The sequence below is a fragment of the Ensifer sp. genome (genome assembly GCF_035999185.1).
Classification (GTDB): domain Bacteria; phylum Pseudomonadota; class Alphaproteobacteria; order Rhizobiales; family Rhizobiaceae; genus Ensifer.
The window spans coordinates 1-15,892 of sequence record NZ_DASYHB010000163.1 but is presented as its reverse complement, the minus strand read 5'-3'; the positions used below and the strand labels follow the sequence as shown (position 1 = coordinate 15,892).

General features: G+C 63.3%; 10 protein-coding genes and 1 pseudogene. 2 read left to right on the top strand and 9 right to left on the bottom strand.

The genetic code is table 11. From position 1 onward, the window contains the following. Window positions 1-45: 45 nt before the first annotated feature. From VGO04_RS20545 to rocF, 4 genes are all read right to left on the bottom strand, one after another. Window positions 46-1,830 carry a PAS domain-containing methyl-accepting chemotaxis protein gene (locus tag VGO04_RS20545; protein ID WP_327497809.1) on the bottom strand — a complete coding sequence of 595 codons (1,785 nt, stop codon included), beginning with the start codon at window positions 1,828-1,830 and terminating at the stop codon, window positions 46-48. A 433-nt stretch (window positions 1,831-2,263) separates the two neighbouring features. Next, on the bottom strand, window positions 2,264-2,743 hold the full coding sequence (locus VGO04_RS20540; protein ID WP_034803080.1) for a chemotaxis protein CheW: 480 nt from the start codon (window positions 2,741-2,743) through the stop codon (window positions 2,264-2,266). Window positions 2,744-3,042: 299 nt separating this feature from the next. Further along, a complete protein-coding gene (gene rocD, locus VGO04_RS20535) occupies window positions 3,043-4,248 on the bottom strand; it encodes an ornithine--oxo-acid transaminase (protein WP_327497808.1) in 1,206 nt (401 codons plus the stop codon). A gap of 26 nt (window positions 4,249-4,274) precedes the next feature. Beyond that, window positions 4,275-5,198 carry an arginase gene (gene rocF, locus VGO04_RS20530; RefSeq protein ID WP_327497807.1) on the bottom strand — a complete coding sequence of 308 codons (924 nt, stop codon included), beginning with the start codon at window positions 5,196-5,198 and terminating at the stop codon, window positions 4,275-4,277. Between the two features lie 155 nt (window positions 5,199-5,353). Between rocF and VGO04_RS20525 the strand changes: the two genes are divergently transcribed. Both VGO04_RS20525 and VGO04_RS20520 read left to right on the top strand, forming a co-directional pair. Continuing rightward, window positions 5,354-5,788, top strand: a complete 435-nt coding sequence (locus VGO04_RS20525) for an Lrp/AsnC family transcriptional regulator (RefSeq protein WP_173517699.1) — start codon at window positions 5,354-5,356, stop codon at window positions 5,786-5,788. A 112-nt stretch (window positions 5,789-5,900) separates the two neighbouring features. Further along, complete coding sequence (locus VGO04_RS20520) at window positions 5,901-6,383, top strand: VOC family protein (RefSeq protein ID WP_327497806.1); 483 nt, start codon at window positions 5,901-5,903, stop codon at window positions 6,381-6,383. A 66-nt stretch (window positions 6,384-6,449) separates the two neighbouring features. Here the strand turns inward: VGO04_RS20520 and VGO04_RS20515 are convergent, their stop codons facing one another. From VGO04_RS20515 to VGO04_RS20495, 5 genes and pseudogenes are all read right to left on the bottom strand, one after another. After that, window positions 6,450-7,229 (bottom strand): APH(3') family aminoglycoside O-phosphotransferase, encoded by a 780-nt coding sequence (locus VGO04_RS20515; RefSeq protein ID WP_327497805.1) that lies wholly within the window; start codon window positions 7,227-7,229, stop codon window positions 6,450-6,452. Window positions 7,230-7,544: 315 nt separating this feature from the next. Next, window positions 7,545-10,295 (bottom strand): annotated as a pseudogene (locus VGO04_RS20510) (translocation/assembly module TamB domain-containing protein); the annotation flags it as partial. A 1,534-nt stretch (window positions 10,296-11,829) separates the two neighbouring features. Continuing rightward, entirely contained in the window at window positions 11,830-13,743 is a 1,914-nt protein-coding gene (locus VGO04_RS20505) for an autotransporter assembly complex family protein (RefSeq protein ID WP_327497803.1), read from the bottom strand. 270 nt (window positions 13,744-14,013) lie between these two features. Further along, the gene (locus VGO04_RS20500; RefSeq protein ID WP_327497802.1) at window positions 14,014-15,243 is read right to left on the bottom strand and encodes an MFS transporter; all 1,230 of its coding nucleotides are present in this window, start codon (window positions 15,241-15,243) and stop codon (window positions 14,014-14,016) included. A gap of 199 nt (window positions 15,244-15,442) precedes the next feature. Continuing rightward, entirely contained in the window at window positions 15,443-15,700 is a 258-nt protein-coding gene (locus tag VGO04_RS20495; RefSeq protein WP_034802400.1) for a glycine zipper domain-containing protein, read from the bottom strand. Between the last annotated feature and the right edge of the window lie 192 nt (window positions 15,701-15,892).

The following is a 15,892-nucleotide window of genomic DNA, read 5'->3' as shown; positions in this document are numbered from 1 at the left end:
TAGCCGCCTTCCCCATTCCCGAGCGCGGGGTGCAGGGATGTGCGCTCAGAAATTCTGCCAGCCGTCTGCGGACGGTGCCGCGGCAGCCACTGTTCGTCCACCGCCGCGCATGGCGCGGGCGGTTGCCTGCAGCCGGGCCGGCTGCGTGCGGTCCTCGAAGTGGCGGTTTGTGTCGATGACCTGGGCGTGTTCGCCGTAGCGGAACTGCCTGAGCAGTTCGTGCAGGGCTTCTGCCTCACGCGCCATTGCGTGACTTGCGGCGGTGCTTTCCTCGACCATGGCCGCGTTTTGCTGGGTCGCCTGGTCCATCGAGTTGACCGCCTGGTTGATCTCCTTGAGGCCGGTCGATTGTTCGCGGGCGGCCTCGACGATCGCCGAGACGTTGGCGTTGATCTCCTGGACCTGGGAAAGGATCTCCTCGAGCGCCTGCCCCGTCTGGCCGACGAGCGACACGCCGTTCTTCACATGTTCGGTGGACGTGCCGATCAATGCCTTGATGTCTTTGGCCGCACTCGCCGAGCGCTGCGCCAGCTCCCGCACCTCCTGGGCGACGACGGCAAAACCCTTGCCGGCTTCACCGGCACGCGCCGCCTCGACACCGGCATTGAGCGCCAGCAGGTTGGTCTGGAAGGCGATGTCGTCGATGACGCCGATGATGTTGGAGATTTCGCGGGACGACTGCTCGATCTGGTCCATGGCGCCAATGGCACTCTTGACGACATTGCCGGAGCGTTCGGCGCCGGCCTTGGTCTTGGCGACCAGTCCGCCCGCCTCTTCGGCCCGCCGGCTCGAGTCCGATACGGTCGTCGTGATCTCGTCGAGGGCGGCAGCGGTTTCCTCGACGGAAGCCGCCTGCTGTTCAGTGCGCTTGGAAAGGTCGTCTGCGGCGGCGCGGATTTCGCGGGCGCCGGAGGCGATGGCGGTCGCATTGTCGCCGACGGTGCGCATCGCGTCGCAGAGCTTGGCGATGGCGCCGTTGAAATCGGCCCGCACACCTTCCATGCTCGGTACGAACGGCGTGTCCAGCGTCCGTGTCAGATCGCCACCAGCCAGAGCCTGAAGGCCGGCGCCAAGGTTTTTGATGGCACTCATGCGTTCGCTGACGTCGGTTGCGAACTTCACGACCTTATAGACCTTGCCGCTCAAATCCCGGATCGGGTTGTAAGCCGCCTGGATCCAGATTTCCTTGCCGCCCTTGCCGTAGCGCACGAATTCGTTGGAGAAGAACTCGCCGGCGGCGAGCCGTTTCCAGAAATCCGCATATTCGCTGCTGCGGGCGTAGGTCGGCTCGCAGAACATGCTGTGGTGCTTGCCCTGGATCTCGGCGAGGCTATAGCCGAGTGCGGCACAGAAGTTCTCGTTGGCGGTCAGGATTTCGCCTGTCGGCGTGAACTCGATCATCGCTTGCGAGCGCGAGATCGCATCGAGCTTGCCGGCGTCCTCGGCCGCCCTTGCCTTGGCGGCGGTAATGTCGCTGGCGAATTTCACCACCTTGAATGGCTTGCCGTTGCGCAGCACCGGATTGTAGGTCGCCTGGATCCAGATTTCGCGGCCGCCCTTGGCGAGACGCTTGTAGGCATTGGCATCGAACTCGCCGCGGCCGAGGCGCGCCCAGAAGTCGCGGTACTCCTGCGTCTGGGCGTAGTCAGCGGAGCAGAACATGCGGTGATGCTGGCCGACGATCTCCTGGAGGCCATACCCCAAGGCTTGGCAGAAATTCTCATTGGCGGTCAGGATGTTTCCATTGAGGTCGAACTGGATCATGGCTTGCGACTTCGAAAGCGCGGCGACGATCTGGCTCGCATCTGCAATTTTACCGAGAGCGAACATTGTAACCCTCTGATCTCGTTTGTTTGGCTCAAGCCGGGGCCTAATGCCTTGCCTGACAGGGCGTGCGGGGCCAAAGCGGCGCAACTCCCGGACTAAGACAAATACCGGTCTGCCGAAAAATGTCTGGTCGTCCTACGCCGGCCCACCGGGTCAGCGGTTTCGTGCTTCGTGAGGGGAGTTCGAACTGCTGGGCTTCATGCCCGACGCGCCGTGTTGATACAATCTACGTTAGTTGTATGACTATTAAGCAGCTGTTAAAATAGCAACTATCAAATTTTAGTTGTAAGAACTCATATGTCCAATTTTAGTTGAATTAGTTTATCCTGTTTTTCTAAAGTATTGCCCGCCGGCTGGGCAAATAACCAACAAGCAAGCATTAAAAAAGCCGCCCAACGAAACGTAGGGCGGCCTTGAACGTTGCTGATCTGATGCCTTAGGCGGCCAGCTCCTCGACTTCGCGCTCCTTGAACATGCGCGCAAGGTTGAGGAAGCAGATCATGCCGGTTTCATTGGCGATGATGCCTTCGGCGAAGCTCTTGTCGAAGGAGGCGGTCACTTCCGGAACCGGCTGCACCTGGCTGCCCTGGACAGTCAGAATGTCGGAGACGCGGTCGACGACGAGGCCGATGACCATGTTGTGGACCTCGGCGACCACGATCGCGCTGCGCTCATTGGCGGTCGTCGACTTCATGCCGAGCTTGTGGGCGAGGTCGATGATCGGGATGACCGTGCCGCGCAGGTTCATCACACCGATCACTTCCGGCGGCGAATGCGGGATCGGGGTGGACGGCGCCCAGCCGCGGATCTCGCGGATCGTCGTCGTCTTGACGCAGAATTCTTGGTCGTGGAGGCGGAACGCAATGATTTCCAGCGTCTCGCCGTCGAAACCGGCCGTCCTGAGTGTGCTTGTCATCGAAGGTCCTTCCAGCTTTCCGGTCGCAGCCGACAGGCGCGACATCGCCAAATTCGAGACATCTCCATCTCGGTTGCCGGCGCATGGCGCCGACCGAAAATCCGTTCGGGAGAGATCCTTACAATCCGCCGATCACATCCGGCAGGGCGCAGCTGCATCATGCGCGGAAGTACCGCTTTGCGCTTTGGGAAGGCACTATAGGCCGGGATTCGTTAAGACTTGCTTTTGTAGGCGCTGGTCGGCAACCCCCGGAAATGAGGGCCCGCCCCAAGATGGCTGGGGGCGGACCGGAAACAGGGTCAGGCCGACGCGAGGACCGCCGCGAACTGTTCGACCGCCCAGTCCACCTGGCCTTCGGTGATGACGAGCGGCGGGGCGATGCGGATGGTGTCGCCGTGGGTGTCCTTGGCAAGAATGCCGCGTTCCTTCAGCGCTTCGCAATATTTGCGGGCGCCGCCGGCTTCAGGAACCAGCTCCACGGCCAGCATCAGGCCGCGACCGCGCACGTCCTTGATGATGTTGGAGCGGATATCCGTCAGGCCCTTCTGGAAACGGTCACCCATGCGCGCCGAGTTCTCGATCATGCCTTCCTCGGTCAGCGCCTTCAGCGCCGCACGGGCGATGGCGCAGGCCAGCGGGTTGCCGCCGAAGGTCGAGCCGTGCTGACCGGGCTTCAGGACGCCGAGCACTTCCGAGTTGGAAAGCACGGCGGAGACCGGGTAGAAGCCGCCGGACAGCGCCTTGCCGATCAGCGTCACGTCGGCTTCGATCGCCTCGTGCTCTTCGGCGAGCAGCTTGCCGGTGCGGCCAAGGCCGGTCTGGATCTCATCGAGGATCAGCGTGATGCCGTGCTTGGTGCAGAGTTCGCGAACGATTGTGAAATAACCGACCGGCGGCACGATGACGCCGGCTTCGCCCTGGATCGGTTCGACCAGGAAGGCGACGGTGTTTTCGTTGATCGCGGCGCGGAAGGCGTCGATATCACCAAAAGGCACGACCCGGAACCCCGGTGCGAACGGGCCGAAGCCGGTGCGGGCGTCGGGGTCGGTCGAGAAGCCGACAATGCCCATGGTGCGGCCATGGAAGTTGTTGGAGCAGACGATGATCTCGGCCTTGTTCTCGGCCACGCCCTTGACCTCGTAGCCCCACTTGCGCACGGCCTTGACGGCCGTTTCGACGGCTTCGGCGCCGGAGTTCATCGGCAGCACCTTGTGCGAGCCGGTGAGTGCGGCGATCTCTTCGTAGAAATGCGCCAGCTGGTCGTTGCGGAAGGCGCGCGAGGTGAGCGTCAGCTTCTGCGCCTGCTCCATCATCGCCTGCAGGATCTTCGGGTGGCAATGGCCCTGGTTGACGGCCGAATAGGCCGACAGACAATCGAGGTAGCGATTGCCCTCCATGTCCCAGACGTAAACGCCTTCGCCACGCGAGAGCACCACGTCGAGCGGCTTGTAGTTATGGGCGCCGAGCCGGTATTCGGTTTCGATCAGGGCTGCCGTCGTATTCATGAATCGTCCTCCGGTGTTTCTCTGTTTCAGGCGCTGCGGGTCGGCCGGTCGAGCACGCGGCGGCCGAAGAGGCTCGCCGTCAGTTCGACCAGGATACGCGCGCTCTTGCCGCGATCATCAAGGAAGGGGTTGAGCTCGACGACATCGAGCGAGGAAACGAGCTCGCTTTCCCAGAGCATTTCCATGATCAGGTGCGCCTCGCGGAAGGTGGCGCCGCCCGGAACGGTGGTGCCGACGCCGGGCGCCAGTTCCGGATCCATGAAGTCGACGTCGAGGCTGACATGCAGCAGGCCGTTGGCGGAGCGCACCTCGTCGAGGATCTGGCGCATGATGTGGGCGATGCCGAGTTCGTCGACCGCGCGCATGTCATAGACGCGCACGCCGTGCTCGGCGATCTCTTCACGCTCACGGTCGTCGACCGAGCGGATGCCGACCTGGAAGACCTTGGTCGGATCGACGAACGGACGGTCGGACGGCAGGATGGGGGCGAACTCGGCCTGGCCGCAGAAGTAGGCGACCGGCATGCCATGCATGTTGCCGGACGGCGACGTCGACGGCGAATTGAAGTCGGCATGGGCGTCGAGCCAGAGTACGAACAGCGGACGACCGACTTCGGCGGCATAACGCGCCATGCCGGAAACGCTGCCCATGGAAAGCGCGTGGTCGCCGCCGAGGATGATCGGGAAATGGCCCTTGCGAACAGTGTCGTGCACCGAATCATGCAGCGCGCGGGCGAAGGCGCCGACGATCTGCAGGTTGTTGGCGCCCGGGTGATTGGCGAGGTCGCGGGCCGGCAGCGGCTTGACGTCGCCGTCGTCGTAGACGGTGTGGCCGAGGTCGCGAAGCACGGTGTCGATGCCGGCAATGCGCAGCGCCGTCGGCCCCATGGCCGCGCCGCGTCGTCCAGAACCTTCTTCGATGGGTGCGCCGATCAGCGTGATGGTCGTCATGTCCGCCCGATTCCTTCTCAAGACAATCCGTGTGACCCGTCTGGGTCGTCGCGCGGATTATGGCCAAAATGCGTGCCAGCAAAAAGATGGAAAACTGCCGATTAGTGAGATAAAATCGACAGATTGATAAGCACCCTATTACAAAGTGACAGCCGATGGATGATCTCGATCAGGCGCTCATCAGCGCCTTGCGCCAGAATGCGCGCATCCCCGTTTCAACGCTATCGGAAATGACGGGTGTGTCGCGTGCGACCGTTGCCGCGCGCATCGACAGGCTCGTTGCCAACGGCACGATCGCCGCTTTCACCATCCGCACCGGCGCGGAAATTCCGGCGTCCGGGGTCCGGGCTGTGGTGATGATCGAAGTGCACGGCAAAATGGCCGACCGGGTTGCCGAACAGTTGCGGGGCCTGCCGCAGGTCCGGGCGCTGCACAGTACCAACGGCCGCTGGGATTTCATCGCCGAACTCGAGGATCGCGATCTCGTCTCCTTCGACGAAACGTTGCGGCGGATCCGTCTGATCGATGGCATTACCGTCACCGAGACGAACATCCTGTTGAAAACGAGCAAGATGACGGGCGCTTTCTGAGGGCTTCGTAGCACCTGGAATGGATCGCGAAAATGGTCCTCGAAGTCTGATTGTTCTTGATTTGTTCCGGTGTTTCGCTATGATGCCCACCTCACCCAAGATGGAGGATGTCATGGTTGCCAAAGGCGGCAGGCTTGCCGATCGGCAGATCTGTGTGAAGCTGTTTGTCAGGCATGGCGATGAGGATCGCGCCATCGCCTTTTACCGGGAGGCGCTCGGTGCCGAGCTTTTGCAGCGGCATGAATGGCCGAGCGGCATTCTGACCAGTGCGGACCTGAGGATCGGGGAATCGGTCTTCCGGATTGCCGGGGCGAACCCGCGCCGCGATGCCGAACCCAAGCTCGGCGGACCGCGGTCGCCGCATGCGCTCGGCACGACTGCGGTCATCCTGGAGCTGCATGTGCGTGACGTCGATCGCGTGATCGGCCGGGCGATCGGCGCCGGAGCGAGCCTGCGCAATCCGGCCGAGACGCTGTCGACCGGCGATCGCGTCGGTGCCTTCATCGACCCTTTCGGCCATATCTGGGCGCTGTTCAACGCATTGGAGGAAGCCGACGTCGTCGATCTGAACATTGTGGCCCGCAACGCCGCCTGAGGCGTTGCGGGCCTTTCGCATTGGCCGACATGACGCTTGGGGACAAGCTATGGCGGCAAAGGAGGATCAGAAGAATTCGTCGAGCAGGCAGTAGAAGTCGCGCCTTTGCGGTTCGTCCCTGTCGATGCCGTAGAGTTTCAGAAACGGTGAAACCCATTCCTCTCCCAGATTGTGGGCGATGCTGCGGCAGGCAAGCGCGATGTCCTGGTAGGGGTCGGCGATACCCAGTCGGCTGCAATCGATGAAGCCGGCGAAGCGGCCGTTTCTTTCGATGATGTTCGGCAGGCATGCGTCGCCATGGGTGACGACGCGTCTGTGTTCCGGTGGAACGCGGGTTTCCAGTTCGAGAAAGAGGTCGCCGGCCGTCCGGCCGAGCCGCGCCTCGTCAAAATCACTCTCGTCGATCAGACCGGCTTTCATACGCGCCTCGGCGATCATGATGCGGTTGTCGATGCGGTGATCGAAGGGGCAATTTGCCTCGTCAAGTGCGTGCAGCCGTTTCAGTGCGCCGGCCAGGATGGCGATCTGTTGCGCTGGCGACAACGTGGTCGATGCGAGGTCGGTACCCTCGATCGCCTGCAAGAGCAGCCAGTTGGCTTCCGGCCCGAAGTGGCGGGCAAGGACGGACGGGCACGGAATGCCTTGCGATGCCAGCCAATCGAGCCGCGCAGTTTCGTCAGGAAGCTCGGCGAAAGGGTTGGCGGCCTCGATCTTCAACACCAGCATCGGACGCTCGGCGTCCTTCAGCAGATAGATGCTGGATTGTGACTGGCCGAGGCTGTCGCGGTTCCATTGATAACCGGCAACGTGTGCACGGAACGTCTCTGGCAAATCGATCTGGGGCATTGGGAAAGGCAAGGCAATCACCTGAAACAAAGACTGAAACACACGGCGCGGGCGCGTCCGAATGGCGATGTAGGTTTGGCCGCGCGGTAATTCTATCTGGGCGATCCCGTTTTGCGTGGGCCTTTGCGGCACCGGCGGTCGATCCCGGCGTCTCTTCGTCAAACCTCGATCGAACCCTCACAAATGCCGCCTGCAGAGGGCCGTCTGCACGTCGAGCCAAGACGACCTCGCGTCTTCCATGAAAAAGGGCCCGCGGATCGTTCCGCAGGCCCTTTGAATCTCATGGACGGCATGGAAGGTAGGCCGACAAGCGCCTCAATATTCCTTTTCAAAGAAGATACCGCCCGCCGCCGAGCCGTCGCCGGCGGCGGATCCCTTGAGCTTCACGCCCTTGCCGACATCGAGGTTGATGACCGCCTTGCTGGAGGCGGAATCGGAGCCTTGCTGCAGCTCGATATAGGTGCGGTCGTTGAGATACTTGCCGGCCCGCACCGAAGCGCCGCCGTTCTCATCGGTGGTGACGTCGAGATCGTCGACGCCTAGCTTGTTGCGCAGACCGTCGAGCAACGACGTCGACCCGCCTCCGGCCAGCTGGCTGACGGCGGAGGCAAGCTGCGCGATCTGGAAGGCAGAGAGGTTCGACAGCGAGCGATTGAAGATCAACTGCGCCAGGATCTCGTCTTGCGGCAGGGCCGGGGACGAGGAGAAGCCGATCTGCGGATTGTTGGCAAGGCCGGCAACCGAGACGGTAATGGTGGTTGCGCCAACACTCGAGGTGGCCTTGAGGTCGAGCGTCGGGACCAGGTCGCCGCCAAAGCCGATATTGCTGCTGTCTGCAAAGGTCAGGCGCTTGCCGAGGATTTCGAGACGGCCGCGGCGCATTTGGAATCCGCCGGACACGATCGGCTGCACGGCGGTGCCGCGGATCGTCAGGTCGCCGCCCAGTTCGGCATTGATGCCGCGCCCGCGCACGAAAATCTGCTGGGCATTGACGCCGAGGTCGAAGGCGATGACGCCGCTGGCATTGGCGCCAGCCGCCGGCGCCTCGTCCTTGCGCAGGTCCTTGACCATTTGCTGCACCTTGGGCGGCGCATTCTTGTGCTTGATATCGATCGCCGAAAGCGAGGTCGGCAGCTTCTCAGGAATGGTGATCGACGCTTTGCGGATCGTCACCTTGCCGCCAAGCGTCGGCGTGGCGACGAGCGGGCCAGTCAGTGTCATGTCGCCGGCAACGTTGGCGTTAAACAGCGTGCCGTCGACGTAGGTTGCGTTGTTCAACTTGATCGTCAGGTTGGCGGGGAAACCGGATCCCGGCACGGTCCCGACGGTACCGGACGCTTCAACCGAGCCGCCGGTTGCCAGATTGGCCGAGAGCTTCGAGATCGTCGCCTGCTTGCCGTCGAGCGCGACATTGGCGGTCAGGTTGTTGAGCGCGAGGTTGCGGCGGACATCGACGAGGCGACCACCTGATGTGGTGATGGTGCCGGTGATCTGCGGGGCCTTGGCCGAACCGGAGATCGAGACGTCGACGGTTGCCTGGCCCGTCAGCGTGAAGCCTTTTTCCGCCATCAGGTTGGCGATCAGCGCAAAGGGAACGTTGCCGTTGAACTTCATTGCTATCGGCATGTTGCCGCCGATATCGACATTGCCGCCGCCCTTGAAGGAAAGGCCACCGGCGCCCGACAGCGTCGTGTCGAGCGTCACCTTGTTGTTGGCAAACTTGCCGTCCGCGGTGATGTCGAAGGCGGTGACACCTGCGGTTCGGGCGGCAGCGAGCGACGCGGCGGACCATTTCAGGTCGTAGGCGACGACCGGAGCGGACGCCGATCCATCGACATCGACGGTGCCGGCAATCGTGCCGTCGGCACCGAGCTCCGGCGCAAAGGTATTGATCAGTGCCGCCGGCAGGGCGTTGAGCTTGGCGGTGATGTCGAGCTTCTCGCCGGCGGTGCCGTTGACGGCAATGGTGCCCTTCGATGCCTGGATCGTCAGGGCGTTGAGGCGAACGGTGCCGTTCTCGATGGCGATGACCGTCGGCTGGGCGAGCTTCAGCGGCAGACCCTTTGGTGTCGCACCGAAGGATGAAAGGCGGATTTCGGTGCGGCCCTTGGCGCTGGTGAGATCACCCTTGGCGGTCAGCGGACCGCCGTCGTACTTGCCGTCGACGGCAAAGCCGGTGCGGCCGGCCTGTTGCTCAAAATCGACGGCAAGGTCGGACACGCGGTTCTCGCCTTGCGCAACCGTTTCGGCGCGGATGCTGCCCTTGATGGCAAGTGCTGCGACATCGGCGATGGTGATGTCGGCGGTCGGCTTGGCAATTGTCAGCGCATCGCGCTTGATGCCGCTGCCGCCGGCCTTGACGACGACGGAGGTAATGCCGCTTGCGGTCTTGATCGCGGCCGAACCTTTCAAGTCGCCCGACGCTTTCTGTCCGGCCATGGCGGCGAGCAGGCCGAGGTCGGGCAGATCGAAATCAACAGTGCCGTCGGGCTTGAAATCGGGCGTGAAGCTGAGCGATCCGTTCAGCCTGTTCTCGCCGATCTTCGCTTCGAGCACCGGAACGGACGTGCGGCCATCCTTGGAGACGACGTCGGCCTTGACGTCGATCGCCTGACCGTCAAGCGCACCGGTTGCCGTCAGGCTTGCCTGCGGGCTCGACGGGTTGGCCTTGGCATCGGCCTTGACCGAGAGGTCGCTGAGCGTGCGTCCGGCAAGCGTCGCGCCACTCGAGGACAGTTCCGCCTTGATGCCAAGCTCGGCAAGAGGACCGGTCACGGCGGCGGTGAAATCGGCCTTGCCCTTGGCGTCGGCGAGCAGCTTGCCGAGATCGGGCAGGGTGCCCTTGATGTCTGCGGTCAGGTTGCTCTGGGCCAAGGCGACCGTGCCGGCCGCCTCGATCGTGCTCGATTTCAGGTCGAGCCCCTCGACGGTCACGCTGCCGTCACTTGCCGTCTTTACTTCGCCGGCGATCGCAATCGTGCCGTCGAACTTCGCGGCTGCAGCCGGCGGCAATGCATCCGGAATGGCGAAGAGCTTGAAGGCGGCGGAGAGCGTGTTCTCGTCACGATAGAACGCGCCGGTGACCGACCCGCCGACCGCGGGGCTTTCGATCGTCACCGGATTGAAGGCGATGTTTTCCTTCGTCACCGACAGTGTGGCGTCCACCTTCAGCGGCGCCTGTACCAGGCGGGCGAGGTTGGCGTTGTTGAAACCGGCGTCACCGACCTCGATCTTCGTTTTCAGCGGACCCGACTGCGCCTGCAGATTGAAGCCGTCGCTTTGGGCAGACAGTCTGATGCGGCCGAGCGTCATATCGGGCAGCGACACAGACGCGAGGTCCGCCGCCACATCCAGGATGGCCGCTTGCGCCTCGCCGACCAGCGACAGGTTGACGGTGTTGATCTTGGCCTGCGCTTCGCCTTTCTCAAGCGGCCAGCGGAAGTCGATGGCGCCATTGGTGCCCGCGAGCCTGGCCTGCAGGTTGTTGTCACCCTTGCTGTCGAAAGTGCCGAATGCGCCGAAGGTCAGGGCGCCGGTTCTCACCTGTCCCTTGTCGATGCGGATCAGGCCCTGGCCATTGAAGGCGGCGGCGATGTCGAGGCTGGTTTCGCCTTCAAACATCGGGCGCAGTGCCGGCGGCATCAGCGAGCCGAAACCGCCACCGCCATCGACCGTCAGCCGGTGCATGCCATCCGGTGTCTGGACGTGGCGGCCGTCGAGCTTGAGGATCTCGTTGCCGTCAAGTGCTGCCGTCGCGGCGCCGGCCCAGTCGGAGAGCGGACCTTGACCGGTCACCTTGATGTTGACCGCGGGCTCGTTTGGCAGGCGCAGGAGTTTTGCAAGCACGCCGTTTTGAGGCTCGTTGACGGTTGCCTCGAGCTCGAGTTCGTTGCCCGCCGGGTTGAAGACGATATCCGCGATGGCGCGGGCGTCCGGCCGGTCGCGCTGGGCTGCCGTCAGGCCAAGGGCGATGCTCTCGTTGGTGGCGTTCACCTTGCCGCTGGCGGTCAGGAACTGGTCCTCGCCCAAAATCGCCTTGCCGATGACGATTTCCTTGAGATCGATTGCGTCGATCTTGACGTCAACGGGAAGCACGAAGGTCGATCGGACTTCCTTGGTTTCGGTGGACGGTTTCGGCAGGCGTTCGACGCGCACCAGGCCGGCAGAGATGGCCGCGGCGTCAAAGCGGAAGGCAAGCAATGCTCTCGGCGACCAGTCGAGCTTGAGGTCGCGCACCTCGGCATAGACGCCTTCGCCGTCGAAGAGCGTGATGCTTCCCGCTGTAAACTCTCCCGTCAACAGCGCGCTCGGATCGGCGATGCGCACGATCTGGTCAGGGGTTGCCGCATATTTCTCGATTGCCCAGGCGACGAGCCGCGCGCCGGGTGTGGTGAAGCCCACGAAGGCGACGAGAAGGAGGGCAACGACCGCGATGACGCCAAGCACACGAAGGCCATAGCGCAGCGTCGTACCAAGGAAGCGGACGACCTGATTCATGAGTTACCCATAACGCAAGTTGCGCTGCAGCGGAATCGCTGCAGGCAGAAACTATCCGCCGAAGACGGCAATTTGCCGGTTCTGGTGGAAGAAACGACCCGGATCAGAACGATTGGCCGATGCCGGCATAGATGCCGTACTTGGTGCCGCCGGGATATTTGTTGAGCGGTACGGCGAAGTCGAGTCGGATCGGCCCGAAGGGCGTCTGATAGCGCAGGCCGATGCCCGCGCCCGCGCGGATGTCGGAGAAATCCGGCGTCGTCTTTGCGGAAACCGTGCCGGCATCGATGAAGGGAACGACGCCGATCGTGTCTGTGATGGCGAAGCGGGCTTCAAGCGAGGCGTTGACATAGGAGCGACCGCCGGTCTCCCGGTTTTCGGAGTTCCGCGGGCCGATCTCCTGGTAGGAATAGCCCCGCACCGAGCCGCCGCCGCCGAGATAGAAGCGCCGGTTGGCCGGGATATCCTCAAGCCCGCTGCCGCCAACCAGCATGCCCGCGCCGATCTTGCCGGCGAGAACGAAGCGCTTCTCGTCGCCGAGCGCGTGGTAACCCGATGCCGACGCCTCGAAGGACGAGAAGAAGGTCTGGCCCTTGATCTCGTAGCTCGGCTTGGCGTTGATCATCGCCCGGTAGCCTTCGCTCGCATTCAGCTTGTCGTTGCGGGTGTCGCGCACATATTCGAGCGGGATGGCGGCGGTGAGGTAGGAATTCGAGCCGAAGGCGTCGTCGATGTTGGCCCAGCTGAGTTCGCCGCCGCCCGAAAACGTATCGGTGTCGGAGAGCTCGAACGTCGCGCCAGCCGCCCCCGTCAGGATCTTGGCGCGGTAGGCGTCAGGATCCTGGATGTTGGCCTTGAGGCTGGCGGTAAAGGTCGAGGCGGGACCGAAGGCGCCGGGCTTTGCAAAGAGGATGCCGACCGAATAGTCGAGCTTGTCCAGCTCCTTGGTTTCGCCGATGCGGTCGACCGAGCCCTCGATGCGCAGCGATTCGGCGCGGCCAAAGAGGTTGCGGTGTCCCCAATAGCCCGAAAGGCCGAGGCCGTCGGTGGTCGACACCTGGGCGCCGAAACCGAAATACTTGTGCTTGCCCTCGGAGACCTCGATCTTCATCGGCAGCGACCCGTCAGGCGAAAGCGCGTCGGCTTCCTTGATGGTGACGCTTGAGAAGACCCCGAGCTGGCGCAGCCGTTCGGACGCCTTGCGGATATCCTCGGGCGAATAGGGGCGGCCCTCGTTGAGACGCGAATAGTCGCGCACGAAACCGGGATCGACGGTCTTGGTGCCGTCGACGCTGACCTCTCCGACGGGCGCGACCGGTCCGCCGGTGGCGCCGATGACGATGTCGACGGTCGAGTTGGCGTGATTGGCAACGGCGCTGCGTTCGGTCAGCTTGGCAAGCGGACGGCCTTGCTCGCGCAGGTCGTTCACGACCTTTTCGCCGGCCTTGATGATCAGCGTCGAGTCGGCGCGTGCGCCGGCGGCAAGGTCGTAGTCGGCGGGATTGAACCCGACAGCGTCGCCTTCAAACGTGACCGAACCGACCGTGAAGACCGGACCCGGTGTGACGGTGACTGTGACCGGGATCGGCTTGCCGTCCGGGAAGGAGGGATCCGGCGGCAGGCTGTCGATGTCCTGGCCGTTGACGCGGATGGCAATCGTGCCGCCGTAGCGGGCCTTTTCATAGAGCGCCGCAAGCAGCCGGTCGCGATCGTCACGCGCCCGGATCGCAAGGCCGAGATCACCGGAGACAGGCTTTTCCTGGCCCTGGACCAGTTGCGAACTGTTCTCCAGCGCTTCCTTCAGTTCCTTGTCTTCGGTGCCGGCGTCGAAGGTGAGGGTGTAGTTGACCGGATCGATGACCGGCGCCTCGTCCTCGTCGCTTTCGAAAAACTTCATGCCGAACAGCTTGAAGGCATGGGCCTTTTCAGCGGAAAACGGGCCAAGCGCGCACGCGAAGGCAACAGCAAACGCAGTCGCTGCCTTCCAGTACGCAATACTCGACCGTGGTGGGGACATTCGCTTCCGCATCCCGTCTTCAGGCGACCCAATACAAACTGCCTGCTTATGCGGCCGGGTCACTATCGCATGCTTAAGGTTTTCCATCTGTTAACGATGACAGCCCGCAGCATCCACCCCCGATGTCGAGATTCCGTGCCGATTTCCTCGAAAAAGCGCCGGATTGTTGTCAACGCAGCACAACGGCCAACTCCGTAAGGACCGGCGATCGGACAAGAACAACGCCGTCCGATCGCATGTCCGGCCGACGTTGCACGCAGTTCTCCGGCCTTACGCGGCCTCGGGAAGTGCCCGCAATTGCGGCACGCGAGAAGCTATGATGACAAGAAACTGGACCAGGAAACCGGTGGCCGCGACGGCGAGGCAGGCCTCGACGCCGAAGCGTGTGGCAACCACAGCTCCGAGCGCCGCACCGATCGGCCTTGCGCCGAACGTGGCTGTGGTGATGAAGGCCGATACCCGGCCGAGCATGGCGTTCGGTGTCACCGCCTGTCTCAGGGTAAGGGTGGCGATCGACCAGAGCACGGGCCCCGCGCCGAAGAGAAAAAAGCTCAGGCCGGCAAGGATGCCTGACGGCAACCAGATCGTCGCGAGCATCACTGCGGCGGCCGCCAGACCGCCGAGCGGGCCGAGCACAATCATCACGCCGAACGGGATACGGCGGGCAATCGCAGGAGCGGCCAATGCTCCGATCATCATACCGGCGCCGTAGATGCCGAGGGTAACACCGACGCCGGTCGCGGTCAGGCCGAGGTTTTGAATGGCGTAGGCGACATAGACAGCCTGCAGCACGAACCATGCGGTGTTGAAGACGATGGCGGTGACGAGGATCGGCCTGAGCAGCGTGTGGCCGGCAAGAAACCGCGCGCCCTCGGCCAGATCCTGAAGAAGCTTGCGCTTCACCGGGGCGGGCCGGATCTGGTCGCTGAGGCCGGCAAGGAGAGCAACGGAGAGAAGCGAAAGAATGGTGGCTGCGATATAGGCGAGCGATGCGCCCATCCAGGCGACGATCGCGCCGCCGATCGCCGGCCCGCCGGAATAGGCGAGGCTGCGGGCAAGTTCCAGCCAGCGGTTGGCGTCGGAAAGCTGGTGGCGTGGCACGATCGCCGGCACCAAAGCGGGGGCTGCGACATTGTAGCAAACGGTGCCGATCGCGCCGACGAAGCCCATCACCGCCAGAAGCGGCAAGGACAAGACGCCGCCGACGAGCAGGAGCAGTGTGGCAACCAGCGACACGGAACGCAGCATTTCCGACGAGACCATCAGCGTGCGCCGCGATGCGCGGTCGGCGATGAGGCCTGCGGGAATGGACAGGAGCAGGAACGGAAGCGTCTGGGCCATCTGCAGCCATCCGGTTTCCGCCGGACCCGCAGCGAGCAGCAGGACGGCGGCAAGCGGTGCTGCGGCCAGCGCCATCTGCTCCGAGAATTGTGCAAACAGATTGGACCAGCCGATCCGTTTGAAGGCTGGCGGCAACGTTGCGTCTGGCAGTTTCGACATGGAGAACCTCGAACGTGATCTGTCGAGGTCAGATGAAGGGATTGCGCCACCGGTCGCCACCCGATTCCGGATCGCCGGGGCTCGGATCGGCGTCGCTCCAACGAAAAACCCCCTCAAGGCCGTCAGCCGTGAGGGGGGAGATGTAAGCCGAAGGCATCGGACGGCGCTCAGGCGCGGCCGACGGGCGGCTGTCTGCTGCTTAGCGCGGGCAGGAGTCGATGTAGCGGCGGCCGTAGCGGTCGCGGTAGTAGCACTGGCCGGGCTGTTCGGTGACGTTACCGATGACTGCGCCCGAAACGCCGCCGATAGCCGCGCCGACCGCTGCGCCACGGACGTCGCCGGTGACAGCGCCGCCGATGATCGCGCCGGAAACGGCACCGATGCCGGCGCCCTTTTCCGTCTGGGTGCAGCTTGCGACCGCCAGGGCGACCAGCACAAGTGCGATGGCTTTCTTCATGTTGTTCTCTCCGATGTCTACGGATCTCAAGCCTGTCGCTCGGTCCGTCCAGTGGATGATGGCGAAGCCGGGCACATCCCGCTCCACCTGAACTTGCAAACCGGAAAATACGCCGCGTCCCGCGAAAGTCTACCGGGGTCCCGGCGGTTTCTTCCCGCGTGCAAGATAAGGATATCGTTCCTGAACGGGACA

What these genes read in the sequence shown, in the direction of transcription:
- VGO04_RS20545 (WP_327497809.1), bottom strand. Translation starts at nt 1,830, where the DNA reads ATGTTCGCTCTCGGTAAAATTGCAGATGCGAGCCAGATCGTCGCCGCG.
- VGO04_RS20520 (WP_327497806.1), top strand. Translation starts at nt 5,901, where the DNA reads ATGGTTGCCAAAGGCGGCAGGCTTGCCGATCGGCAGATCTGTGTGAAG.
- VGO04_RS20500 (WP_327497802.1), bottom strand. Translation starts at nt 15,243, where the DNA reads ATGTCGAAACTGCCAGACGCAACGTTGCCGCCAGCCTTCAAACGGATC.
- VGO04_RS20525 (WP_173517699.1), top strand. Translation starts at nt 5,354, where the DNA reads ATGGATGATCTCGATCAGGCGCTCATCAGCGCCTTGCGCCAGAATGCG.
- rocD (WP_327497808.1), bottom strand. Translation starts at nt 4,248, where the DNA reads ATGAATACGACGGCAGCCCTGATCGAAACCGAATACCGGCTCGGCGCC.
- VGO04_RS20515 (WP_327497805.1), bottom strand. Translation starts at nt 7,229, where the DNA reads ATGCCCCAGATCGATTTGCCAGAGACGTTCCGTGCACACGTTGCCGGT.
- rocF (WP_327497807.1), bottom strand. Translation starts at nt 5,198, where the DNA reads ATGACGACCATCACGCTGATCGGCGCACCCATCGAAGAAGGTTCTGGA.
- VGO04_RS20495 (WP_034802400.1), bottom strand. Translation starts at nt 15,700, where the DNA reads ATGAAGAAAGCCATCGCACTTGTGCTGGTCGCCCTGGCGGTCGCAAGC.
- VGO04_RS20540 (WP_034803080.1), bottom strand. Translation starts at nt 2,743, where the DNA reads ATGACAAGCACACTCAGGACGGCCGGTTTCGACGGCGAGACGCTGGAA.
- VGO04_RS20505 (WP_327497803.1), bottom strand. Translation starts at nt 13,743, where the DNA reads ATGTCCCCACCACGGTCGAGTATTGCGTACTGGAAGGCAGCGACTGCG.